20 protein-coding genes are annotated in these 24306 nt (G+C 41.5%); 1 reads left to right on the forward strand and 19 read right to left on the reverse strand.

Annotated features, from left to right (window positions below; translation table 11 throughout):
• Positions 1-99: 99 nt before the first annotated feature.
• From Q6344_11490 to epmB, 5 genes are all read right to left on the reverse strand, one after another.
• Positions 100-1128, reverse strand: coding sequence for an AAA family ATPase (locus tag Q6344_11490; GenBank protein ID WLG13217.1), 1029 nt, complete (start codon positions 1126-1128; stop codon positions 100-102).
• A 218-nt stretch (positions 1129-1346) separates the two neighbouring features.
• Positions 1347-1811 (reverse strand): c-type cytochrome, encoded by a 465-nt coding sequence (locus Q6344_11495; GenBank protein WLG13218.1) that lies wholly within the window; start codon positions 1809-1811, stop codon positions 1347-1349.
• Between the two features lie 290 nt (positions 1812-2101).
• Positions 2102-4189, reverse strand: coding sequence for an EAL domain-containing protein (locus Q6344_11500; GenBank protein ID WLG13219.1), 2088 nt, complete (start codon positions 4187-4189; stop codon positions 2102-2104).
• A gap of 345 nt (positions 4190-4534) precedes the next feature.
• Positions 4535-6316: a hypothetical protein gene (locus tag Q6344_11505; protein WLG13220.1), complete on the reverse strand. Its 1782-nt coding sequence runs from the start codon at positions 6314-6316 to the stop codon at positions 4535-4537.
• Between the two features lie 220 nt (positions 6317-6536).
• Positions 6537-7544, reverse strand: coding sequence for an EF-P beta-lysylation protein EpmB (gene epmB / locus Q6344_11510; GenBank protein WLG13221.1), 1008 nt, complete (start codon positions 7542-7544; stop codon positions 6537-6539).
• A gap of 167 nt (positions 7545-7711) precedes the next feature.
• Here epmB and efp point away from each other — a divergent pair, with 167 nt between their 5' ends.
• Positions 7712-8287 (forward strand): elongation factor P, encoded by a 576-nt coding sequence (gene efp, locus Q6344_11515; GenBank protein WLG13222.1) that lies wholly within the window; start codon positions 7712-7714, stop codon positions 8285-8287.
• Between the two features lie 320 nt (positions 8288-8607).
• On the opposite strand, the gene Q6344_11520 is transcribed toward efp, so the two are convergent.
• The 14 genes from Q6344_11520 to Q6344_11585 all read right to left on the reverse strand — a co-directional run bounded on the left by Q6344_11520 (position 8608) and on the right by Q6344_11585 (position 24232).
• On the reverse strand, positions 8608-10425 hold the full coding sequence (locus tag Q6344_11520; protein WLG13223.1) for an ATP-binding protein: 1818 nt from the start codon (positions 10423-10425) through the stop codon (positions 8608-8610).
• A 21-nt stretch (positions 10426-10446) separates the two neighbouring features.
• Positions 10447-11298: a ThiF family adenylyltransferase gene (locus Q6344_11525; GenBank protein WLG15205.1), complete on the reverse strand. Its 852-nt coding sequence runs from the start codon at positions 11296-11298 to the stop codon at positions 10447-10449.
• Positions 11299-11466: 168 nt separating this feature from the next.
• Complete coding sequence (locus Q6344_11530; GenBank protein WLG13224.1) at positions 11467-12453, reverse strand: TatD family hydrolase; 987 nt, start codon at positions 12451-12453, stop codon at positions 11467-11469.
• 187 nt (positions 12454-12640) lie between these two features.
• Positions 12641-12841, reverse strand: coding sequence for a hypothetical protein (locus tag Q6344_11535; protein ID WLG13225.1), 201 nt, complete (start codon positions 12839-12841; stop codon positions 12641-12643).
• Positions 12842-13078: 237 nt separating this feature from the next.
• Positions 13079-15325: a type II secretion system secretin GspD gene (gspD, locus tag Q6344_11540; GenBank protein WLG13226.1), complete on the reverse strand. Its 2247-nt coding sequence runs from the start codon at positions 15323-15325 to the stop codon at positions 13079-13081.
• A gap of 183 nt (positions 15326-15508) precedes the next feature.
• Entirely contained in the window at positions 15509-16405 is an 897-nt protein-coding gene (locus tag Q6344_11545) for a type II secretion system protein N (protein WLG13227.1), read from the reverse strand.
• The gene (gene gspN, locus Q6344_11550; GenBank protein WLG13228.1) at positions 16406-17233 is read right to left on the reverse strand and encodes a type II secretion system protein N; all 828 of its coding nucleotides are present in this window, start codon (positions 17231-17233) and stop codon (positions 16406-16408) included.
• 330 nt (positions 17234-17563) lie between these two features.
• Entirely contained in the window at positions 17564-17887 is a 324-nt protein-coding gene (locus Q6344_11555; GenBank protein ID WLG13229.1) for an H-NS histone family protein, read from the reverse strand.
• A 430-nt stretch (positions 17888-18317) separates the two neighbouring features.
• The gene (locus tag Q6344_11560) at positions 18318-18755 is read right to left on the reverse strand and encodes a BLUF domain-containing protein (GenBank protein ID WLG13230.1); all 438 of its coding nucleotides are present in this window, start codon (positions 18753-18755) and stop codon (positions 18318-18320) included.
• Positions 18756-18817: 62 nt separating this feature from the next.
• On the reverse strand, positions 18818-19336 hold the full coding sequence (locus tag Q6344_11565) for a BLUF domain-containing protein (GenBank protein ID WLG13231.1): 519 nt from the start codon (positions 19334-19336) through the stop codon (positions 18818-18820).
• Positions 19337-19450: 114 nt separating this feature from the next.
• Positions 19451-20062, reverse strand: coding sequence for a hypothetical protein (locus tag Q6344_11570; GenBank protein ID WLG13232.1), 612 nt, complete (start codon positions 20060-20062; stop codon positions 19451-19453).
• A 906-nt stretch (positions 20063-20968) separates the two neighbouring features.
• Entirely contained in the window at positions 20969-22042 is a 1074-nt protein-coding gene (locus Q6344_11575) for a serine/threonine-protein kinase (GenBank protein WLG13233.1), read from the reverse strand.
• Complete coding sequence (locus Q6344_11580) at positions 22039-23136, reverse strand: serine/threonine-protein kinase (GenBank protein ID WLG13234.1); 1098 nt, start codon at positions 23134-23136, stop codon at positions 22039-22041. The genes Q6344_11575 and Q6344_11580 overlap by 4 nt, the downstream gene beginning before the upstream one ends.
• Positions 23129-24232: a protein phosphatase 2C domain-containing protein gene (locus tag Q6344_11585; protein ID WLG13235.1), complete on the reverse strand. Its 1104-nt coding sequence runs from the start codon at positions 24230-24232 to the stop codon at positions 23129-23131. The genes Q6344_11580 and Q6344_11585 overlap by 8 nt, the downstream gene beginning before the upstream one ends.
• Positions 24233-24306 lie beyond the last annotated feature (74 nt).

Here is a 24306-nt window from a genome sequence, read left to right on the forward strand (position 1 = left end):
GATAGCTTTAAAACAAATACGCTATAAAACAACAAGCAGCTGAAAAATAAATACTCAAATAACAACTATTGAAGTAACAACTATTTAAATAACCATCATTTAACTGATAACAGCCACTTTTGCCAATATACGTTGTGCGATAGTCTGCGTCGCCTGCCCACCAGTCACATGGGCTGGGACAAAGCGCTGACCGAGACGATGATCTGTGACCGCGGCAAACACCGCTTGGATGTCCTCAGGTGTCACTTCCATATGCCCCGATACATACGCATAAGCCTGCGCGGCACGCTGTAGCGACAATACTCCACGCGGTGATAAGCCATGATACTCGGAGCTTGCTCGTGTCTTTGCGACCAATCGCTGCAGATAATCCAAGACCACATCCGCGACGTAAACGTGTTTAACACCTTGCTGTGCTAATAAGACCGCCTCAGTATCAAGCAGCGCATCTAAATTTTTTAGTAGCTCGCGGCGATCCTGACCTTTTAATAGCTCACGTTCTGCGGTAGGCGACGGATAACCAAGCGACAAGCATAGTAAGAATCTATCTAGCTGCGATTCAGGAAGCGGATAGACACCTGCTTGCTGCAAAGGATTTTGGGTTGCAATGACAAAAAACGGCTGCGGCAAAGGATAGGTTTGCCCATCTTGGGTGACTTGCCGTTCTTCCATCGCTTCTAGTAACGCGCTTTGCGTCTTAGGGCTAGAGCGATTAATCTCATCAGCGAGTAGCAGCTGAGTAAAAATAGGACCTGCTCGAAACTCAAATTGCTGTTTCTTTTGATCATAAATGCTCATGCCTAAGATATCTGCTGGCAGCATATCATTGGTGAACTGTACACGGCTAAAGCTCAAGCCTAATAATTGCGCCAAGCCTTGCGCCAACGTCGTCTTGCCCATACCCGGCAGATCTTGCAGTAGCAAATGTCCACCTGCAAAAATACCACTCAGCGCAAGCTTAACCACTTGCGGCTTATCTAACACAATATGATTTAACTGCGCCATAAGTTGGGCAATTTTTTGCTGATTGTGACGACAGTCGGCAGCGCTAAAGGTCGACTTATGAATCACCTCTGCTGCTGATTGATGTGGTGTTGTAATGGCTCTATCGATAGCTGCGTGGGTCATAGTCAATTATTGGCTCAATTTTTATAAGATTAATGTTTCTAGGGCGTGTTCTTATTTTGAAAGTAGTGATAAAAATGAGATAAATGGCAGTCAAACAAGGAAAATAGCACTAATAATATCAAGATATTAACCAATTGTTTGACATGATTTAGCAAAATTTAACCATCTTTAGCCCATTTAGTCGCTTTCGTTTAGCTTGAGGACACGCCATAGATTGGCTATTTCTTTGAGTCATCTTCAGTTATCGGCGCGGCGGCACGAAGCGTTGACAGATAAGCGATGACATCTGCACGTTCTTGCGCATCGGGCATCGGGTTTGATAGCATTTTTGAGTCTAGTATGGCTTTTTCTGCATCCGCAATATAAGGGTCGAGCGTTTGCGCATCCCATACCCAACCTGATGTTTTTAGCCCGTCACTATAGGTGTAATCTTCTAGCTCAGCGGCGGGCGCACCGTATATATTCATCAGCTGCGGACCTTTTTTGTTGAGCCCCGCATTCAGCTGATGACATTGACCACAAGCGTCTTGATAAATGATCGCGCCGTTATCAGCATCACCTTCCGTATAGAGCGGCAATGTCACAGCAGCACGATGATCCGGTGGCGTACTTTCTCCGCAAGCGCTGAGCCATAAAACAGCAGCAAATATACTGCTTATTTGATATTTATTAATGATAGGCATTTTCGGCAATCTTTGGTTGGGGAATGTCAGCTATAGGTGAACAATATAGATAATAAGGTAAGGGTCAAACACATGCAAAGTGGAACCCTCTTCACATCTAAACAGCTGCTTTTGAAAACACAACGTTATTTATTGGGGCATATCGAGCCAATAAACAACGCTTATAGGACAGTTTGAGTAAGGCTTTTGTAATGTATGACGATAAAAAAATTATGTACTATTAAGCCGTGTCGAGTATTCCATAAATAGGCACTGTTGATAGTTGCATATCAAACGCACTCTCAATGACTTTAGGTCGCAACCTTTATCGTACTGCTGGGTTCTTCTAAATAATAGCCTTGTAAATAGCGCGCGCCCACGCTCCAAGCAACGGACATGGTCGCCGCATCTTCAATATAAGGCATCAATACGTCCACATTGACTTCATTAGTACGCATAATAAGTGATTTGACAGTTTCTAAATTGTCTGCTGATTCAATGCCATCCACATAGCTACGTGCTAAACGCACCATATCTGGCTGTACAAAACTGACAATCTCTATGGATTTGGCAGAAGAACCGAAGTTATTGATGCCTATCTGACAGCTGACTTGGCTAAGGGCGGCAAACTGTGTTTTTGCCACTGTAAGATGGTCTGAGACGTCTTTTTCGTTGAATTGCAAGGTTAACACACCAGCTGCACCGCCCACCGCCTTTATAAGCTGACTGGCAACACTAGGCAGTTTTTTGTCTATCAATGAGGCACTAGTCAATTGCACTAGCAATCTGGCTTCAGGATGTGTTTTACGTACCTCATTGACCTTTTTACAGGCATTGATGAGTACCCAACGATCTATTTTTTCGAGCAATTTATGCGTCTTGGCGACTGCCATAAATTGATCAGGTGTCAATATCGTATTGTCCGCATCCGCCAATGGCAACCGCAGATATACTTCAAAAAAGTCGCTTCGGTCATTGTTGATATCATATATTGGCTGGAATGACAGCTCAAAACGGCTATTGGCAATGGCATCAACTAAAGATTCGGCAAGCGCATGATCATCACTATTGGCATGCTCGCTTGGATCGTACAAATGATAGGTGCCGCCATGATTAGAGGTCTCTATCATAATCTGATTGATAGCATCCATCGCACGTTCGAGCACGATACTTGGCTCTGCTGTATTGGTTTCGATTTTGACAATACCAATACTGACAGTCGTACTGGTCGTACGCTTATCTACTTCAATGAGCATATCACTGATACGTGAACCAATTTGCTTAGCCAGTGTTTCAAGCTCTGTGGTGCTCTTGTCCTCAACCAGTATGGTAAAGGCGGTATCACTGAAACGACTCACATGCCCGTCTGATATCAGCTCATCTAACGCATAGGCGACTTGCTTGACGGTCGCATCTACCCCTTGCAAACCTAGACTGCTTCTTATTTTACCGACATTATCGAGCTGAATATACAAAAGCCCAGCCGTCATTATACCTTGACGTGCTTGCTGGTACACGATTGCCAGTTGTTCTTCAAAGCCGCGGCGGTTGTTGATTCCTGTCAGACTGTCTTTGCATTCAGCGGCTGCCAAACGCTTAGCGACTTCCGCACTATTATTATGGTTTTGTTGGATAATAACCTGCGTCACCGGTTCGCCATCTAAGGTCGCGGCTGCCAATTGTAGCTTTGCTTCAAAAGTACTGCCATCCATCCGCTTACTTTCAAAATTGAACTCGACTTCTTGGCGGCTACCTTTATCAAATTGACGTAAAAACTGTTTGAAACCCTTAACGTTATCACCGCCTGCAATCAGGTCAACAACAGGCACGCCTATGGCATCATTAATCGACTCAAAACCAAAAAGCTGAAGATAAGGGTCATTGGCAAAAATATGGATACCCTGATCAATATAGGCGACCGCACTTTTGGAGTTTTTAATCAATACGTTGGCGCGTTGCTCTGCTTCAGAAAGAACATGTCGCAACGTTCTAAGCTCACGACGACTGCGTAAATTATCATGCTGTAGACAGATAGACATCACTACTGCCATCTCTTGGTCTACTTTGAGCGATTTGACCATCGTGCCGCTAATAATATCGGGTAGCCCCTCATCGTTATTGGCAGACGCTGCCATCTCTTCATTGAATAGGCAGATCATAGGCAAATCAATACTTTGCTCTTGAACGACGCCCACCACATCGGTGAAACTCATATCATAAGCATTGCCAAACACCAAGACATCCCACGGTTGTCGAAGTGACTTTAACAGCTCCTCTTTATCGTCCAAAAACCCTAAATTGATGGTGTCATAATAGCAACCTAGTAAGTGCACAAGGCGCTCAGCATAGAGCTGATCGTCATCAATGACTAAGAGGTTTAAGATGGACTGAGTACGCATAAGAAGCCTTTTGGATCTTGTTTTTATGTTTGATACCCTACACCTTTTCCAAGCATTAACCCAGCAAGGAAAATACTATCAGGGATAGGCTTAGCGGTTTTTAGTAGATTGGCATCGTCTTTCGAATCAAGGCGACATCTTGGCGAAGCAAAAACATCGTATAAACGAACATAACTGTATCAATCATTATAGACAATAACTTGACTGATTGCAGACTAACTTATCATCATTATTCAGTACACTTATTCACTGCTATTATTGAATAAAAAATTCAATAAAGTAACCTTTAAGCCAGCATTTATTGACATTACTATTTGACAACTTTTCCATAGACGCTCAAACAAACTACAGCTGCACCACCTCATACTGGCTGAATTCATCCGTAATCAGCAACCTCTGCCCCAAACGTAAAGGGGTTTGTTTGCTATTAATACGCATAATGACTCTATCATCGGTCTGAAAGTAAGAAGTCGGTACAATCAGAGTACCAGTGGTTTGTAGTCGATCATCTCTACCAAGGATAAATGCTGGCACAAAATGGCGACTACGCGTTTTTCTGCCTTCACCTTCTAAACGCAAGCCACAAGCCACTAGCTGATGTCCGAGTACTTGCCACTCGATCTCTGGGTTTTTGCTATCAAAATCAAGCCAGCGCGCCACGCCCATTGACCAATCAGGCGGCGTGATTGTATCAGATCGACAGACTAAAAAAAGGCTCATCATATGTAATGCTGGCGGTGCAGTCGTCGCAGATGCATTCTCATCAGCCACTATGTTAAGACTGTCTTTATGAACACTTTCTTTATAAAAGCCATCTTTATGAAAGCGGTCTTTATTTAAAGTATCTACTGTTGATGATAGTCGCAGGGTGCGAAATAGTGATAAATCATCATTACGATCAAAGGTTTCACTGGCTAATACGTGGCTGCTGTCTTGTTTTTTATTCACGGTATCATAACGAGGACGCTGCTCATCTGGTAACTCTTTTATAGCGATTAAACTGGTAAAGCTATGCGAATGGCTCACCCGATAATGAATATTATTAAAACCTGTAATCAAAACAGCGTCTTCTTTCGCACGATGTTTAGTCGCTAGGGTGAGCGGCGGCTGTAAATAGCGGTAATTGAGCGTCATCGCTATTTTATTAAGCAAGTGACTCTCAACGCCGTCACCCCCTTCCTTAACTAAAGCCTGTTTGCGTCGTTTAAGATACTCAACCAGCGGGGCAATTTCTATAAATAAACAGTGATAGCGATCATCGTATGGGTTGATTGTAGAACTGGCCGTCAGGTAAGTTGGCGGATTGTCACTTTGTAAATCAACGAACACGCGGGTCTCGGTGGTTGGCTCAATCGTCGCAACGATATGCTTAGCCCATTCAGGTAACAAACGTTGGACGAGCAGAATATTGGGACGACGCATGGCACGTACATTTAATAGACTGTATAAACAAATTTGGCAATACAGCTGATGAACCGTCTTGGCACGCTGTGTGCCTGCCGTAACACTTATATTAATCTCAGCCGCATGGTACTGATAAGCAAGGTAATACAGCTGATTGATTTTGTGCCATAAGTAAGATGAGGGTTTTTGATAGCACAGTGCTTCTTCGCCCAATAGCTTCTGGTACATCAGCAGCGTCTGGTAAATAGCAATGGCGAGTGTCGTTGATGAAGACTTATCACCATTAAAATAGCGCTGCCAGCCATTACTTGCAGCATATTTTCGCTGATTATTGAGCAATGAGGTTTTATGACGTATGACCCTGTCATAGACCATAATCATTGAATAGTATAGCGACTTTATTTGAGCCACATAACCCATTTGAATGTCGCTAAGCGCACCTGTCTCATAAATATAAGACTGTCGCAAAGTGGCAATTAACTGATCTGAGGCGTCTATCACCGTCGCCATAAGGGTAAGACGTTGCGACTCATCTATATTAGCCACGCGTAGTACCGTAAGTATTTTTGCCAATTGTTCAGCTTGCTGTGCTTGCGTTTGCGAAGGTAACGCTGCCAACAATTTTAGCAAATAACCTTCTTGGCCATTAGCGGATCGCTTAGAAACTAGGGGCAATGCCTCTGTAGAAGATAGGTGCTCTTGAAACGTCGATAAAGTTATCATCAGTATTCCTAGTAACCTTGAGTAACTTGGCAGGAGGCAAATATTCAACCATGCCGTATGCAACAACACAAGATAAAAGATACAAATCAGCAGCAACCATCGAAATCGACAGCACCCATTTTTAGTAACGATTAAGTTCTAGAGCATCATCTAACCGCACGCCCATCTTCTAAAAATCACGCTTTGTTCACTAATTTTTCAATATACCATAGTGCCTATATTAACGATCATTGTAAATATCAATCGGTACTTTGAAAGGTTTATTTGGTAGCTCTCTCACCAGCTTCGGTACCAAGTAACCAGGGAGTGCTGCCAACAATGACCAATACAGCTCAATTGCGAAGCGCTCATCATTATCGAAATGTGCGGCTCCAGCCACTTTGTCTAATACATGCAAATAATAAGGCAACACACCAGCAGAAAATAAACGTTGGCTTAATTGTGTTTGAACAGCAACGCTATCATTGATACCTTTTAATAGCACCGCTTGATTCAATAAAGTCATACCAGCCGCTCGAGCACGTTGCAGATGCTCTGCTGTTAAGGCATCGATTTCATTGGCATGATTACAGTGAATGACCATCACAATATGACAGCGACTTTGAGACAGTCTGGTCAATAACGCATCATCCAAACGCGCTGGTATGACCAGCGGCAAGCGCGTATGCAGACGAATAGTGGTCAATTGCGGGAGTGACTCTAAAGAATCTAGCCAAGCAAACAGGCGTCTATTTGTCACATTCAGTGGATCACCGCCACTCAAAATCACCTCATTAATCTCAGGGTGTGCGGTAATGTAATCAATGATATTTTCTTTGGCATCAGCCGTCGGCATATTGGCACTATAGTCAAAATGCTGACGGAAACAGTAACGACAATGAATGGCACAAGCACCTGTCACGGTCAATAACACTCTGGATTGGTACTTATGCAGCATACCCTTGACTGGGTTTTGCGTATTCTCGCTCAAGGGATCCGCCACATAGCCCGTTACCTTGATTTGCTCGCGCTGATCAGGCAATACTTGTCTCAGTAAAGGATCATTGCTATCGCCGATACTCATTTTTGCCACAAATCCACGTGGTACGCGCAGCTCAAAATGCTTAGGCACATAAACCTCTGCCCGCAATGATTCTAGCTTTAGGATGCTTAACAGCTCATCGATAGACGTAATGGCCTCGGATAATTGCGTTTGCCAGTTTTTTTGTGTGATTAAATGGTTTATCATGACAACCTAATACCTGTGCCCAAAAGTCGCTATTATACGCGCTTAGTGCGTAGCCTATCAAAGCATACGACCTATCCTTTAAACACTTAGCGTAATAAGCGATTTTAACGCAGTAAGCTATTCATTCTCTTATCTACCACCCTATTTATAACCCCTAGGAGTTTCTTGTGGCAAGTTTTTCTACTAATGAATTTAAAGCTGGTCTAAAAGTCATGCTCGATGGCAACCCTTGTGCCATTCTTGAAAACGAGTTTGTCAAACCAGGTAAAGGTCAAGCCTTTAACCGTGTTAAATTGCGCAACCTTCGTAGTGGTAAGGTATTGGAACAAACCTTTAAGTCAGGCGATAGCTTAGAAGCTGCTGATGTCATGGACACTGAAATGAACTATCTATATAACGATGGTGAGTTTTGGCATTTCATGCACCCTGAAAGTTTTGAGCAGATTCAAGCGGACAAAACAGCGATGGGCGATTCAATAAAGTGGCTAAAAGAAAACAGCAATGCACTATGTACCATCACTTTATTCAACGGTACTCCTCTTTCAGTAACACCGCCTAACTTTGTTGAGTTGCAAATCACTGAAACAGATCCTGGTGTGCGTGGTGATACTTCAGGTGGTGGCGGCAAACCTGCCAAGTTAGAGACAGGTGCTGTCGTCCGTGTGCCATTGTTTGTACAACAAGAAGAAGTCGTACGTGTTGATACTCGCACAGGTGACTATCAAACTCGCGTTAGCCAATAGCATGTAAAAGTCATAGCGCTCGACATAATAGAACTTACATAATAGAACTTACATAATAGGACTTAACAGTTAGCCTCTAGCTGTTATTCCACAAAAAAGCTGAACCACTGATAAAGCGGTTCAGCTTTTTTTATTTATGAATATTGCCTTTAATACTGTCTCTGTAGTTAATTTGATTGAAAAGTATTCCAAAGCAACCGAGTAAAAATTCATATGGAGTATGTCAAGCAAGGTTAACGCTGTGGTTTTTTATAGTGGATGAACTGTCGCTATTGATGACAGCGATGACGTATAACCTTCTATAAATATCTACCAAAACACTACTCTGCTGATGAGTGTTTCTGTATCAGCCAATATTGTACCAATGCATTCAACTGCTCTTGTTTAAAAGGCTTGGTACAGTAATCTTGCATTCCAACTTTTAAATACTTTTCACGCTCACCATCCATTGCATTGGCGGTCAACGCAATAATAGGTGGTAATGATTGAGGATCATAGAGTTCATGCAATTTAATAGTGGCCTGTACACCATCTAGAATAGGCATGTGATGATCCATTAAAATGACATCATAACGCTCAGGTGAGAGCGCAAAAATTTCAATAGCCTGCTGCCCATCAGTGACATGCGTGACCGTATGACCACTATTATTCAGGGCTTTTTTAGCGATAATGGCATTGACGGTATCGTCTTCAACTAACAATATATGACCAGCACGCTCATGGGTCGGCTCAATCATCGTAAAGTCATTTGACTCTTGCCACATCTCATACTGGTTTTCATCAATAGTCGGTAGCGGTAATAAAACACTGAACGTAGTGCCCACACCCACTTCGCTATCCACATCGATATAACCGCCCATCAAATCAACCAAAGACTTACAAACCGAGAGTCCTAGACCTGTGCCGCCATAAAGACGGTGGGTGAATTTATTTGCTTGGTCATAAGCATCAAATATTGCATCCAATGACTCAGCTTTGATGCCGACACCCGTATCTGTGACTTCAATGCATAAGGTCATGACTTCATGATAGATGGTATTACTGATAGCTTCTTGAGCCGTTATTTTGCTGAGATCGCTTGCCGAAATGCCTTGAGCGCGATATTGGTCAGCGCTGTCATCGTCAAAACCATCACAATGACAATTGGGTACATGTTTGACATCAATAGTGACTCGTCCACCCTCACGAGTAAATTTAATCGCATTATTAACAAGGTTTGCTAAAATTTGTTTGAGGCGTACCGGATCGCCTTGCACATAGGGCGATAACGACTCGGTATAATGGTAGTCTAAAATGAGCCCTCGCTGACGTGCTTTGACAGCAAAGAGGCTGACCACCTCATTACATAATGCGGATAAGTTAACAGGAATAGAATCAATGGTCATTTTCCCAGATTCTACTTTCGATAAATCTAAAATCCCGTTAATGATCGCCATCAAATGCTCATTGGAAACTTTGATATTGTCCACGTATTCTTGTTGCTCACTGCTAAGTTTGGTCTCACCGAGCATCTCCACCATACCAATAATGCCATTCATCGGTGTACGGATTTCATGACTCATATTGGCCAAAAAGTCTGATTTCATCTCATTGGCATGTTTGGCATCACGCTGCTTATCCTGTAACTGCAAGGCATCTGCCGCCATCATCGCAAATTGAGCCAACACCTTTGCTTTTTGCTCATCAAAGTCATGATTGGGCTTCATATCCATCACACACAGCGAGCCCAAACGATAGCTTTTATTGTCCTCATGCAAGATAATTGGCGCACCAGCATAGAACTGTAGGTATGGCGATTCTGTCACTAGGGGATTGTGGCTAAAGCGACTGTCTTTGGTTAAATCCGGTACTACAAAGACGTCGTTAGAAAGCACGGTATAATTGCAAATAGCCACTTCACGCGTCGTGCGGCAAACACCGCCCAGTCCTTGGACAGATTTTAGATACTGTGTTTCTTCATCCATGAAAGTAATGGTCACAACTGGTACATCAAAAAATAGCTTTGCCAGATCAATTAGACGCTTAAATGCAGGCTCATCATTGTCGTTGAGCACCTGATACTTCCTAAGCTTATTGATGCGTTCTACTTCATCTGCCGCTACTGGGTAGCTGTGTTTAGGTGCGTTAAATATAGACAAGATAGACTCCATTAAATAAGATCAGACGCTCGGCTTGATGCCCGCCTGTTTTATTAATAATTGTAATGCTTCACTCACCATAATCATCGCAACCACCGATGTGACCACTACTGCTGAGCCGTAACCACCACACTGCAAACCGCCTGTCTGACAACTCTTATCTACCCGCGGTGGCTCTGTAGAGTAGACACATTTGATCCCGAACTTTTCTTTTAGTGTACTATTAATGCCTTTTTCGTGGCGCAGCTTATTGCGTAATTTGGCAAGTAAAGGATCTTGGTAACTGTCACGCAAGTCACTCACCCTAATCTGACTAGGGTCTATCTTGCCACCTGCGCCGCCTGCACACACCAATTTTAATTTATTAAAACGACAATGTAGCGCGATGGCAAGCTTGGCATTCATATCATCTACGCAGTCCAAAATAACCATAGGTCTGCCTTGAGCAACAGCGGCTTTTGCTTCATCACGACTTGGCAATAAAGTGGCGACGTTTTCTACAGTTAAAAAATCATCGATCAAGTTTAGCGTTACTTTGGGATTGATTTCACGAATACGGGTGGCCATCGCTGCAATTTTACTCTCACCAAAGGTGCTGTCTAGTGCAGGCAACTGCCGATTGACATTGGACGCAACCAATACGTCCAAATCGATCAACGTAATAGTGCCCACTGCCGTTCTTGCCAAAGCCTCAGCTGCCCAAGAACCAACGCCTCCAACGCCAATAACGTATACATGCGCATCGGCAAAAGTAGTGACAACTGTCGTACCATAAAGAGTGCGCGTACCTTGAAAACGGCGATCATATTGCACATTGTCTTCGCTAAGCTCTTCTGTCTTTGTAACGTCTTCGGTACCAATGGACTCTGTCATTGTTTGCTCAAATGGTTGTATTTCACTCATAACAGATTAAATGCTCTTTTAAATTATTTTGGTGGCGCTTATATTACGTCAATTTCTTTATTCACGGCTATCTCATTCACTATCATATCAATGGCTAGCCATACAATAAACCGTCAGTGACTAAAATATGTGGCACTATTACAACGGATAATCCCATTTTGCTTGCAAAGCACTGCAACTGTTGTGCCACAATTGCTTAGCAAGACTGGCGGGTGGTACATTGAGCAACTCACTCAAGCTTAGCAACACCCATGGTAAGTTGGCAGGTACATTTCTATTATGTACGGCTGTACTCCTCCTTGCACTGTCTGATTTTTGAGTTGGCACTGATGAATCATGGTCAGATATTTGGCACATGATAGGCGTCATATCAGGGCAATCCGTTTCTATTACCAAACATTCAACACCATAGCTATCAACCGCTGCTTGAATGGCGCGGCTCAGTTTCTTGGCATTGGGATTAGTGATTTGACCGGTAACCCCAAGCTTAAATCCCAACTTAACAAATGCTTTGGCTTCTTGCGTCCCACCACTAAAACTATGCGCGATACCGCCAAGTTTGTGTGCATCGTAATCATGCGCTTTTAGTATGGCCAACGCTTCTGCATGGGCTTTACGAATATGCAGCATCACTGGCAGTTGATGAGTCACCGCCATGTCCAATTGCACCTTAAAAAATCGTACTTGTTTGGCAAATATGTCAGGCGCTTTCATCGCCTCAGTAAAGGTGTCTAAACCAATCTCGCCGATTGCTAATGGGCGTTTATCAGCAATCCTTTTTGCCATAGCGGTTAAATGATCGTCAGTATGCTGTTTGATATAAAAAGGATGCAAACCGACCGCAATATGGCTACTAAAATTTGACACTTTTTGTCTATCGACATTGGCTATCGTAGGTAATGGCAGCGTATTTAACAGGCGCTCAGTCTCATACATCCGCTCAAAATGCTGATATAGATAACCCACTAATACCAGATGGAGCACTCCCTGATTGTGAGCTTGCTGCGTCAGTATTTCTCTATCATCATCAAATATTGGGGCATCAAAATGAGTATGCGTGTCAATGAGAGGATAAATAGTAGGTAAGGGCTGTTTGATCATCTTAGGTGAAGCGATAGGGGTCATTGATAGACTCCAAAATTAATAGTTTTCAGCGAGGCGTTCCGTGATTTGTCATTCAATAGACATTATTTGTCATTTTGTAGCAATAACCACGTCAATGAACACTTTAGAATGATGACTTTATTTAAAATGATTTCTATAGTTAAAAAATGCCAATCAACAAAAGAGATTTTGATAAGTAAAGAGACCTTCAACACGCCCTATTAGTATTATCATAATTGGCTTTTGCATTTTGCTCATCTGAGTGCTCATCTAAGTGCTCATCTGATACATTGTGCTCATCTAACGCTCTGGTATCAGATTGTCGACTGCTACGCCGAGGAATCACTAATAAGGTGGTGGCAGCGACTGCTAATAAAAACCACTTTTTAGCATTTTTATGATGTGTCATTGCTTGCACCCCTACCTTTATATCATCATCTACAATATTTATCAGCAAGTGTTCATACTTACTACTCAATTACTCATTAGTATACTGCGATATAAAAACTGCTATGTTTATCTGTGTTATGAATACGCAAGCTAATGTACGGCGTAGTTTATTTATTACACCGTGTCTCTACATGCTATAAGAATAGGAGGCGAGCGCTTTATTAACCTATCGTTAATAAAGCGCTTTTTTGAGTTCTTAACGGTTTAAAGGGTAAGTTGTCATACCATTACTAGGACTGTCTACTTTGGTAAAACCTTGAGACTGAGACTTTGGTGTCTGATCGCGCTTAGGAACAAGGGGATTGAGCGGCATCAATTCATAATCTGCGCTAACATCGCCATTCCAACCTTCCGTACCGCTCAATGGCAGCTGTTTAATGGTACCGTTTTTATCAATGACCAATTGCAGGACTCGCATTTGGTTAAATTTGCGCTCGGTGACACTGGCGACTGCCCTGCCATCACGTAAAATGGTTGGCTGTAAAAATATGATTAAGTTGCTTTTTTGCGTCGTGTCATTGTCAGAGCGGAACAGTCGACCAATGACTGGTACATTACCCAAGCCAGGGACTTTTTGTTGGCGCGTGGTGCTGTTTTCACGCATCAAGCCACCAAGAGCAATGGTCTGCTGATCATCAGCCAGAATCGTCGTATTGATGAGGCTTTTATTGGTGATCAAACCACTGGCGTTACCCGTACTGCCCGGCACCACCGACGAGACTTCTTGCGAGACCTCCAAGCGTACGGTGCCATTGTCGCCAATATGAGGAATGACATTTAGGTTGATACCAATATCCTGACGATCAATGGTTTGAAAGGGGTTGCTAGAATCGTTGCCACTGGTGGTAAAGGAGCCTGTCACAAAAGGCACGTTTTGACCCACTAAAATACTGGCTTTTTCGTTGTCCAATGTCAAAATTGATGGCATAGACAGCAGATTGGCACTGGTAGAAGAATCAAGTGCTTGCAAGATAGCCCCATAAAACTGGGTGTTTCCCTGACTGTCTTTACTGCTATCACCAATACCAATCAAAGCACCAGCTATCGAGCCTGCTGCTGCACTGATACTGGCGGCACCGCCACCCAACGCCGCGGCGGCAAGTGCTGTAGCACTCGCGCCTACGTTATTGAAGTTTACGACTCCGTAGCCGCTATTGGCATTGCCAAGCGCCCATTGCACACCAAGCTGGGTCGCATCATCACCTGACACTTCTACAATAGCCGCTTGAATCAATACTTGCGCGCGGCGACTGTCCAACTGATTGACCGCATCTTCAATCTCAAACATCAGCTCCGGTGCTGCATTGACAATAACGGCATTTTGGGTTTCATCAGCGATAATACTAAAAGGTCGCCCGCCAACACCTGTACCAGTACTACTCGAATTGGCACCAGAGGTCGCTGAGGTCGGCGCGTTGTTCGTTGTGTTAGTGCTAGACTCATTAGTCAAAGTAGCGCCTGTACTACTGGAATCGTTCAATGATGCCGACTCTAACGAGGACGTTGCTCCAGCGCTATTAATAGATTGATTGGCGAGCAATCCACGTAGCATATCTGCAATATGACCTGCACTGGCGTATTTTAATCGAAAGACGCGCAGACCACTCAAACGCCTTGTAGGCGTGGTGTCCAATTGATTGACCATCTCTTTGACTTTAGCAATCATCTCCGGACTGCCTTTCACCAACAATCTATCGCTAGAGGTATCAGCGATAACTTTAAGCTGGTTGTTACCACCTTGTGCTTGCCCGCTACCAGCACTTGCAACCAAGGCACTAATCAATTCCATCATACGTTCAGCATCGACGTGACGTAGTGGTATCACTTGCAAACTGTCATTGACGTTGCTATCTAAATCGCGGATGAGCGACGTCAGCTGATTAAGACTATCGGCACGATCGGACAATACCAAGGCATTGACACCAGGCACGGCAGCGGCATGAGCTGATTGAGGCATAAGCGGACGGATGACACCCAGCACTTCTGCAGCTTGGGTATTGGTTAAATAAATAACACGAGTAGCTAATGCCTCACCAACACTGTCACCGCGTAAATCAACAGCCAAGCCAGATTGTTTGGCGACATTATCTGGCACCAATTTGATGGTCGTTCCCGAGTCAATCGCTGCAATACCATTGACTTGCATCACACTCAAAAACAGCTGATATATTTCGTCACGCGACAAGGCTTTGTTAGAAATCACCGTCACATTGCCATTAATACGTGGATCAAGGACAAAGTTTTGGTCAGTGATGGTTGCCACCTCATTAATAAAGGCTTTGATATCGGCATCTTGTAAGTTAACTTTCCAGCTCTCAGCACTCGCAAGACCCGTACTGGCAGCCCATAATGGTACGGCTAGGCAAAGAGGACGACACAGGCGCAACAGGCGCTGCAAAACATGGTACAGAGGCGTGACTGAAAAATTATGAAAACTTACCATATTGATGATTACCTACAGTGATGTCGCTTAGTATGTACTGGATTTATTGTGTGCTGTGCTCAATGATTGCTTTGCTCACTTAACATTCTGCCCACAATGGCATTATTTAAGTGGCACTATCTAAATACTTATTTAATTAAAACTTATTTACTTAAAATAAGGTTTCTCACCCATTTATTGTGCTTAAAACTGCTGACGAATGGTAATAACTTGATCGCCGCGTTGTACCTCTATTTGCGCCTCACCTGATTGCTGTACCTGTTGCAGCACACTAGCATCTTGGGCAGGATTACTACCCACGCTTTGACCATTAACCGTTAGCACTTTATCACCTGGCTCAAGCCCTAGTCGATTACGCAGCTTTGCTGGCATTGCAGGCGTCACTTGATAGCTTTCCCCTGCTGCCATAACCCCCATCCTACTCAAATAACTGGCGGGGTTTTCTTGCAATTCTGTGACCGCTTCATCGATAGCAGATTGCGGGCTACTGTCACTGCCTGTCGCAGCGGACTCTTCCTCAGTATTTTGTGTAGGCTGAGGGGCGTTAGGCAACATGCTGTTCTCTGGCAAGCGCTGATTACTGACGGCACCTGCGATCATGTCACTTTGGTCTAATGGCATCGCGGCTGGCATGCTAATGACGGTTTGCTTGTCGCTAGCATCAGCGATGACAACCGAGTTCCAGTCGACAGCGACAAGGGTATAGCCACTGTCTTTTAGCGCGTCACCGATTCGATAGTTTTTCACTTCACCATTGACGTCCAATAGTGCCGAGGACATGCTCTCTGGCATTGCTAACAGAACGCCTTTTAGATTGACATTGGGCGGTGGCTGCACTGCTGCTGCAATAGGTTCAGGGTCTGCAAAAATAGCAAATAATCCACTATAGTCCTTGCCAGATGCCGATGTATTTTGCAAAGCTGCTGGTGGCAACATCGGTGCCAATGGTGCGGCGAGCAACAACCATAGTAATCGAGCCGCTGTCCAACATAACCAAGCAACAGCCAATAACAATACCCAACCTGAGAATCGATTAAGGGTATTAAGCACAGGTTTCAAAGTTGTAGAAACATTCATCATCTAGCGTGTCCCCAGCCCATTTAGCAGCGGCTGACGCACACTGACGACTGGGGTATCTTGGGGTGCTTGCCCTTTATACTCAGGCATACTTTCTAATAAACGCTGCGTCAAACTGACATCCAACATATTATCGCCATCGATATATAAGTCGCCCAAGCGCTTATCTTGATTGTTTAATAAATTGATATGAAGCAGGTTTTTATTGTTTTTTTGCTCGGCACTTAACTCAGCACGCATCGCAGGCATGGTCAGATAAAAAATCTTGCCACCGCTAGGATAGCCTATCTCACCGCCGACCCATGTCAACTGACCATCCGCTTGAGTAAAACCAGATGGATTTTTTGTTGAAGCGTTTTCTGCGGCGGCACTTGAGCCAGACTGACGGCTGAGCGAGACATTATTGACCTGAATCGGTGTATTGGGCAATTGCCAATCAACCAAACTTGCCAACGTCTCAGGTGCTACCTTGCCGCTCATATTATCCACTTGCCATGAGTTGGTGCCTATTTTTACTTGTCCATTGAGGCGGGTTTGTGCTGAATTGATATCGACCTCTGCACTTATCTTACCCAATAACAAATGCCATGGCTGCCACGACCATTCCGCCGTACCTGTGAGCGGTGTCGCTGCTAAAGGCATCTGCCAGATAACGGAGCCTTGCCATAAATTACCCGACACATGCTGTACATAAGGCGTTTCGGGAGCATACTTTTCAAGCAGCCACGCCGCTGGCATTTGCAACACAGCAAATAATGCAAGTAATACAAACCCAACCAGCCACCACAGCTTACGAGGGCGCTTATGAGACGACGCAGATACTTGGGGCACGGTTGCATAACTCTTATATAAGACAAAAACGTCATTATCATAACAAACAATGGCATACAGATGACAGAAAAAAAGCCAGTATCTTTTTACCAACATAATGGCAATAAAGATACTGGCTTTTCTCAGCTTCTAAGACGAAAGGACTATCACGATCAAACGCTATGATTGCACACAAATCATGAGAAACAAGCCCGATGATCAGAGTAGATATAACATGGCACTTTTTTAAAACAGAACTCATTTAAACAAGCGCTTATTTTAAATAGTCTTTGGTAAAAATTGCACCTTGCTAAATCTAAACCGACATCATCCTGTTAGCCACTACACTATCTAGATAGCAAAATCTTCGATACTACGACCTGCTGCTAGCGCTTCAACCAACCACGTTGGCTTGCGACCACGGCCAGTCCATGTTTCTTCGTTATTGTCAGTATTGCGATACTTGATGCTGCGTTTTTTCTCTAGCGTTTCACCAGCTTTTAGAATTTCTTCGATAGAGGCATTGCTGTCTTCTGCAATTTTCTCAAACTGCATATAAGCGTCATACAAACGCTGATGTTGTTTTTTGGCAATAAGCTGCTGAGCATTTTCAGTGATGGCACGTAGCTCATCAACGTTCAGGTTTTCTAAATCAATGGCGGTATTTTTGCTCATAATAAATCCAACTGTAAGATAAAAAATATAACCTTAATAGATATTATTCACTATTAAGAACTAAGAATGACGTATTCATCATTAAATACAACGATGAATGTCACAAATCGATATTTTTTCAACCAAATAAAATATTGTTAGCCACAATACCTAAGGGCGTAGATAATATAAACAAAAAACCTTGCTATCACAACAGTAGATTATTATATCTTCTATAACAAAGGTCAGTGAATAGTAAAATCGGGTAAATAAAAAACCACTATTTATTTAATAGTTATTCGTAAACAGTTATTAATTTTAAGATAAAACCAGTCTCTATAAACAATGTCCTAAAAACGGTTAAACGAATAACTCAGCAAACATAAATCCATAAAAAATAGCAACCGATTTTTTCCATATATACCTACCGATTAGTTAAAAGCACCATTGATTAATCATGCTGATCACTAAGCTCATTCATCAAATTATAGGCTGCTTCGGCGCTCAATAAATAGGGATTAAAATCAATCGTTGTCGAATATTTTAAATAAATCGCCGCATTTTTTTCAGTCGGAGAAGCATAATTCATAGACCATTTAGACCATGCTCTATGCTTTAACTCACGTGTTTCAATAACCTGTAAGTCATGATGACGCGGATCAGCAATTAAACTATATAACAGACGATTGATCTGTGCTCTTGGCCCTTCAATGGTTTGCAAAAAATAATCTTTATTAAACGTCAGCATACCAGTAATGCCATTGGCGGCATTATTTACTTGTGCTTGCTGCAAGATTTCGTTGAAGTCGTTGGCCGATACATCTGGGTTGGCACGGCTAGCGTATGTCATGCTCATCAAAATGTGTGCATCTTCCATTGCTGATGTCATATCTTATCTCTTGTAAAATGTCATGGGTGTGATGGTTCTTAGCTTTTATAAACGTCAGTCAATTAGCCAATAGAAAACCATGGTTTCTTCTTTTTGGCGGCGCTCACTGCTTCTTGCTCTTGAAGGTCTGATAACGTCTCAATCAACATCATGATTTGATTGGTGTTCATCAAATAAGGATTAAACTGAGTACCTGTCGAAAATTTGAGCGCAAGTCCTTTGTTTTCATCGCTCGGAATCAAATACTTCATTGACCATTTGCTCCAATGGCGCAGCTCTACTTCACGGCATTCGATGACTTGTAAGCCATGATGCCGATTATCTTTAACCAGTTTTCTGAGCAATTCATTGATGACGGGTCTCGCTCCTTCAATACTTTGCAAAAAATAATTGTGATTAAATACCAAAGCACCTGTAATACCATTGCGCTCATTGTTTTGCTGAGCTTGTGTCAGGATGCGCGTTACTTCACCTTTAGGATTGTCGGTGTTATAACGGCTAATATAAGTTAAACGTAAAATAATATGCTCGCCATGATGCATTTTTAGGCGATTTAATTCTGAAAGCTCAGCTGATTCCACAAAACACTCCAATTAGTTTGCTAAATTTTTCACCTATCACCACCCAGCTACTGCCTTTTATAACCGAGTATTTGTGGTATAAGTCATTTTTTTATAACATAAGTCGCGTATATATTAACGTTGAATTTTTTTGATAAAATCATTCATGCCGCGCGATAAATTACTGCTACTGGTGCTCTGTATTTCTTTGACTAAGCTCAATAATTGCGAGCTATCCTTGCATTGTTCTAAACTCAACAAGTAACCCCAAGCTTCTACTGGTGGTGCGTTTTTTTCAATATAGTTGGCCAACTCTGACTTTATCGTTTCGTAGCTCGCACCAGACAACCTAGCCTTGAAAATACTACTGATTGATTTCTTGCCTAATGCTGCCATTTTATTGAGACCTTTATCATTAAAGGTGCGATCAAACTCTGTCTCAATATTTCTTTCAGACGACGATGCTTGAGACTGATAAGCCGTCGATGCTTGCGGCGCAGTGGATGTTTGGGAGGTAGCATTATCAGCGCCCACTATCTCTACACACTCAAGCCCTAACAGCAACTCAAATAGTGGTGCAACACCGCCAAAATCGGCAAACATTTTGCTACGGTCAAGCGTATCAAGATAGCTTTGATACGTGCGTTTACCATCGATCATAATGAGCAATGTTCTCGCTTCACGCGGCAATATGCCAAGACTCTGAGATTTAATCTCTTCTCTGCCCAAATCAGTTTTTTGAAACACATCACCATCTTTCATTCTTTGTACTCAGCACTAGCAGTAAGGTGGGCACTTTTATAGTCAATTGATTATAAAAGCGTGACAGCTTTAACCTTTCACATTGAACCAACCTTATCGTAAGCGGTCGACCAGATGAATTTTTATTATTTCAGCCAATAAACAGTCAAATTTTGACTTTTTATTGGTTAATAAAAATCCCTTTAAATGAAAGCCCCACATTTAATATTGTTTGAATTATTGATTCGAGTGGATTATATCAACCCATTTAATGAACCGTTAGCATTAATTAAATCCAATAGAACAGACGGTCTATATAGGATATGAAAGGTAGTTTTCATAGATTTCAATATAAACTTTGATAAAATAATGAGAATAAAAAAATCGATAAAATCAATGAAGCAGGCTACTGTTTATCCGCTTTATCTTCTTACTAAATCGTTTACCAACCAGTAATTAATTTTCTATGCTTTCAAATAACCATCAGAGCGCAACTATAAAAACCAACAAACGTTTTACTTTTTTAGCGAGATAATATAGCAATTGACAAAGTCTATCTTCTTAACGCGCTCACTCTCATCCGACTTTTATGGGCACTATAGAAAATTTATTTTTTTAAGTCATTTATCACTAGCCATAAAAAAACCCTGCAATTGCAGGGTTTTCTAGAACATATATTTTACATTAAAGTCTAAGGTGTATCCTAAAATGGTAATGTATACATATATCAATAGATAGAAAAAAAATATTAAAATAAATTTATATTTATCAAATACTTATATAAAATATTATTTTTATATTTAACATTAATTTGCAAAATTGTAGAAATGAAGCAAAAGAACGACATTTTATCTACCTTAATCAACATTCTAAATAGTGAGCATAGTTACTACAGATGGTTTGATTAGAAACTTACTGCTTCATACGAACTAGAGGTAAAGCACGATAGGCACCACTACCTTCATATTTAGACAGCATGACTTTTTCTCCTACTTGAGGTCGTGCACCATATATACAGTCCACATGATAAAAAACATTAGCAGTATTATCGCTTGGATCCACAAATCCCCATCTTGAATTCTGTGGTCTCATAGTACCAAAGTGTCTTTCGCGAATTGGATAGCAAAGTAATCCACATTCTGTAACTAATTCATCAGCAGTTGGTCTATCTCTTGAATCAAGAGATAGACATTTTTGTATCAGTTCAACTATTTTCGTAGACAAGTAGCTAAATTGGGGATTAGCAGTTATAAACTCAGGAAAGGCATCATAATCAGCATCAAGGATACGCTTAACAACTTTTAAACCTGAGCCAAAAGGCTTTGTACCTGTCAATAACTCATACATCATAGCTCCAAGCGACCAAATATCAGTTTCGATTCCTACATCTTTGGGAGTGTCTATAGCTTCGGGTGACATATAAGGTAAAGCTCCAAGAGCAGTAGCTGAAACAGTTATTGTCTCTTCACCACCTATGACTGCTTCTGTTAATTCTTCAGCGGCCATCTTAGCAATACCGAAATCTGTAATCTTAACACCCGATAATTGAAAACCACCAACAATCATTATATTTGTGGGCTTCAAATCTCTATGTATGACATTTGCGTGGTGCGAAGCAGCAAGTCCTTTTGCTAAATAATGGAATAACTTGGCAACAAGAAATGGGTCCAAATAGTCTGCTTCTTTAAGAAGCGTTTTAGACATATCACCTCCAATAACCAGTTCTTCAACTAAATATGCTCTATCACCAACCTCGAAATAGTCTAATGTCTTTGCAACATTAGGATGATTAACTTTTGCTGAAACAACTGCACTTCTATGGAATCTCTTTTCCGCAGATGGATTTTTTGGAGTTTTAAGCGCAACTCTATTGTTGAGAGTTTTATCGTAAGCTGAATATACGAATTGCATACCTCCTTGGTCAACAAATTCTTCAATTTGGTATCGCTCACCTACAATATCATCTCGCTCGTGTGGACCGATCATAATGTAACCTCCGGATTTGAAATATCAAAAGTAACAAACTTTCTTTCAAGATGATGCCTTTGTTTATTTCCTAAGCCAATTACACATGCTCCAGGAATATTTCTACCAGATTTTGCTAGTCCATTATTGACAAACACTTCACCTACAACATTTTTCAATAAGAAATCCAGTCCATTATACTCAATCTCAAAACTACCGATTGTTCCATAATTTAATTTCGCACTTCTAGTTGATGAGTTTAATAAGTTAGTCTTTCCGTCCATAACAACAATTGCTTGATGCTGGTTAAAAAGCAAATATTTACTAATTTCGTTTGTAATCTCTACAATACTTGGTCTATCAATAGGATCATGTGCTAGACATTTTTCAAAAAGTACTTTTAAAGTTGGGTAGGGATCTAAGTATGGGCAGTCAAAAGAGTTTATAGGTATAGCTTTAGGTGGCATTTCCAATAATGGCTTAGGTATATCTTGTGTAGCTAAATAAAGAGCTGAAATTCCAAATGCATATATGTCGATAGCAGATGTAAAGTTTACCTCTTCATGCGTGTATTGTTCAGGAGCAACAAATCCCTGAGTGCCTGTAAATCCGACAGTCACCGCATCTAAGCCTGAATTCCTTGATAATCCAAAGTCAAATATTTTAAGTATACCTTCGCTATCCAGTTTCATGTTGTTTGGTTTGATATCCCTATGAATCAATCCAGTATCATGAATATCAGATATTCCTGAAGCAATTTGCCAAAGCACTTTTAGTAAACTAGTATTAGACTGAAGGTGATATTTAGATTCAACTAAATCTTCACCGTTTATGTACTCCAAAACAATTCCAACTGTATCCATATTAGTATCAATGTCTGACACACGTATAACATCAAATACTTGCACTACGTGTTTTGACCTAATCTTCAATAACGCTTCTATCTCATCATCTAGTCGCCGAGCTTGATCAGCATCTCTAATCGTCTTTATTGCGACTTTACGTTTTAGGTGAGTATCATTGCAGTAAAATACATCACTAAAACCACCGCTTCCTGATTCTCCATCAAGTACATATCTTGTTGGCAATCCATTCATCAGAATACTATTATTCAAAATCAATCCTCAAGTTGGGCTGTTCTGGTTCTTTTGTAAGTTCTTTTTTCTGTCTCATTTTTCTTGGCTTGATTTTATTATCGAGACTGTCACTATTCTTAGAAGTTTCTTCATCTTTTGAGCGCGCACTAGTATTAGACACAACACTTGCGTTTATATCCGCTTTCGGATCTACACTAACATCGGAAATTATTTGAGTTTTTTTGGATGACGCTGTCTCTATTCCAAACAATTGCATTTCTCCAAATGAGTCCCAAATATCTATCGTTCCTTTATAAATATTTTCAGTTTTAAGGAATAGAGAAGGCAAATCTGTTAGGAGTAAAGCACTTGCGTTATCATGACCGCCACACCATTTAGCTACACTTATAAGTCTTTCAGCAAGCTCTGATGCAGGTAATTTGGGAATCATGATACGCCTAAGAGTTTCCTGTACTATGTAGTGCGAACCATCACTTGTCATTAATAGTTTTGAAATTTTATCTATATGGGGTAGCTCAATAAAATGAGGCTCTAAGCTCGGTCCAATCCCAATATATTGAAGAAGGCCACTTACTTCAGGGGTATGAAAGTTATTTTTAAGCTGCCCTGCAACAGTATCATCAGTTGTAATTTGCTCAAAACCCATGTCAGTTTTTAAATAAATTCTACTATCACCAACATTTACAACTTCTATTTGTTTATCGCTATCCAGTATGAATGCAGAAAGCGTTGTACCACCATCTCCATGGTATTTCTCATATATTGCATTGTTAGCAGAATTAACGGCATTCAATAGCCTATCTTTTAACTTCATCTGTCTATGTACTATACAACTAGAAATAAAGAAAGATATTGCAAGTTCAGCACACTCTTTACCATTAACCATTCCCCCCATACCATCGCATAAGACTCCAACTAAAAATGATTTCTCATTGGTTACTTGGGCACGCAATAACACTAGTCGGTCTTGATTCTCAGACCGTACTACTCCCACATCTGATGCTAAGGCAATAGGTAATCCTGTCACTTGTCTAACAGAACCTGTAGTTGTCTTGCGAGACAACCATCTTTGTACTTGCGTCTGTATTTGTATTTGTACTTCGTTTTTTTCCATTTGAAAGCCCAATTTTTATAATCAAATACTTTATTAATTTAATTTTTACATAGCCGCTTTATAATTACTTTGAT

It is taken from the genome of Psychrobacter cibarius (genome assembly GCA_030686115.1).
In the GTDB taxonomy this organism is placed as follows: Bacteria; Pseudomonadota; Gammaproteobacteria; order Pseudomonadales; family Moraxellaceae; genus Psychrobacter; species Psychrobacter cibarius_C.

Bases quoted from the DNA above. Each gene is read 5' to 3' on its own strand.
- gspD (WLG13226.1), bottom strand. From the start codon at position 15,325: ATGGTAAGTTTTCATAATTTTTCAGTCACGCCTCTGTACCATGTTTTG.
- epmB (WLG13221.1), bottom strand. From the start codon at position 7,544: ATGATAAACCATTTAATCACACAAAAAAACTGGCAAACGCAATTATCC.
- Q6344_11555 (WLG13229.1), bottom strand. From the start codon at position 17,887: ATGAGCAAAAATACCGCCATTGATTTAGAAAACCTGAACGTTGATGAG.
- Q6344_11525 (WLG15205.1), bottom strand. From the start codon at position 11,298: ATGACAGAGTCCATTGGTACCGAAGACGTTACAAAGACAGAAGAGCTT.
- Q6344_11490 (WLG13217.1), bottom strand. From the start codon at position 1,128: ATGACCCACGCAGCTATCGATAGAGCCATTACAACACCACATCAATCA.
- Q6344_11535 (WLG13225.1), bottom strand. From the start codon at position 12,841: ATGACACATCATAAAAATGCTAAAAAGTGGTTTTTATTAGCAGTCGCT.
- Q6344_11495 (WLG13218.1), bottom strand. From the start codon at position 1,811: ATGCCTATCATTAATAAATATCAAATAAGCAGTATATTTGCTGCTGTT.
- Q6344_11545 (WLG13227.1), bottom strand. From the start codon at position 16,405: ATGATGAATGTTTCTACAACTTTGAAACCTGTGCTTAATACCCTTAAT.
- Q6344_11560 (WLG13230.1), bottom strand. From the start codon at position 18,755: ATGACATCAGCAATGGAAGATGCACACATTTTGATGAGCATGACATAC.
- Q6344_11500 (WLG13219.1), bottom strand. From the start codon at position 4,189: ATGCGTACTCAGTCCATCTTAAACCTCTTAGTCATTGATGACGATCAG.
- Q6344_11575 (WLG13233.1), bottom strand. From the start codon at position 22,042: ATGATCGGTCCACACGAGCGAGATGATATTGTAGGTGAGCGATACCAA.
- Q6344_11505 (WLG13220.1), bottom strand. From the start codon at position 6,316: ATGATAACTTTATCGACGTTTCAAGAGCACCTATCTTCTACAGAGGCA.
- Q6344_11530 (WLG13224.1), bottom strand. From the start codon at position 12,453: ATGACCCCTATCGCTTCACCTAAGATGATCAAACAGCCCTTACCTACT.
- Q6344_11585 (WLG13235.1), bottom strand. From the start codon at position 24,232: ATGGAAAAAAACGAAGTACAAATACAAATACAGACGCAAGTACAAAGA.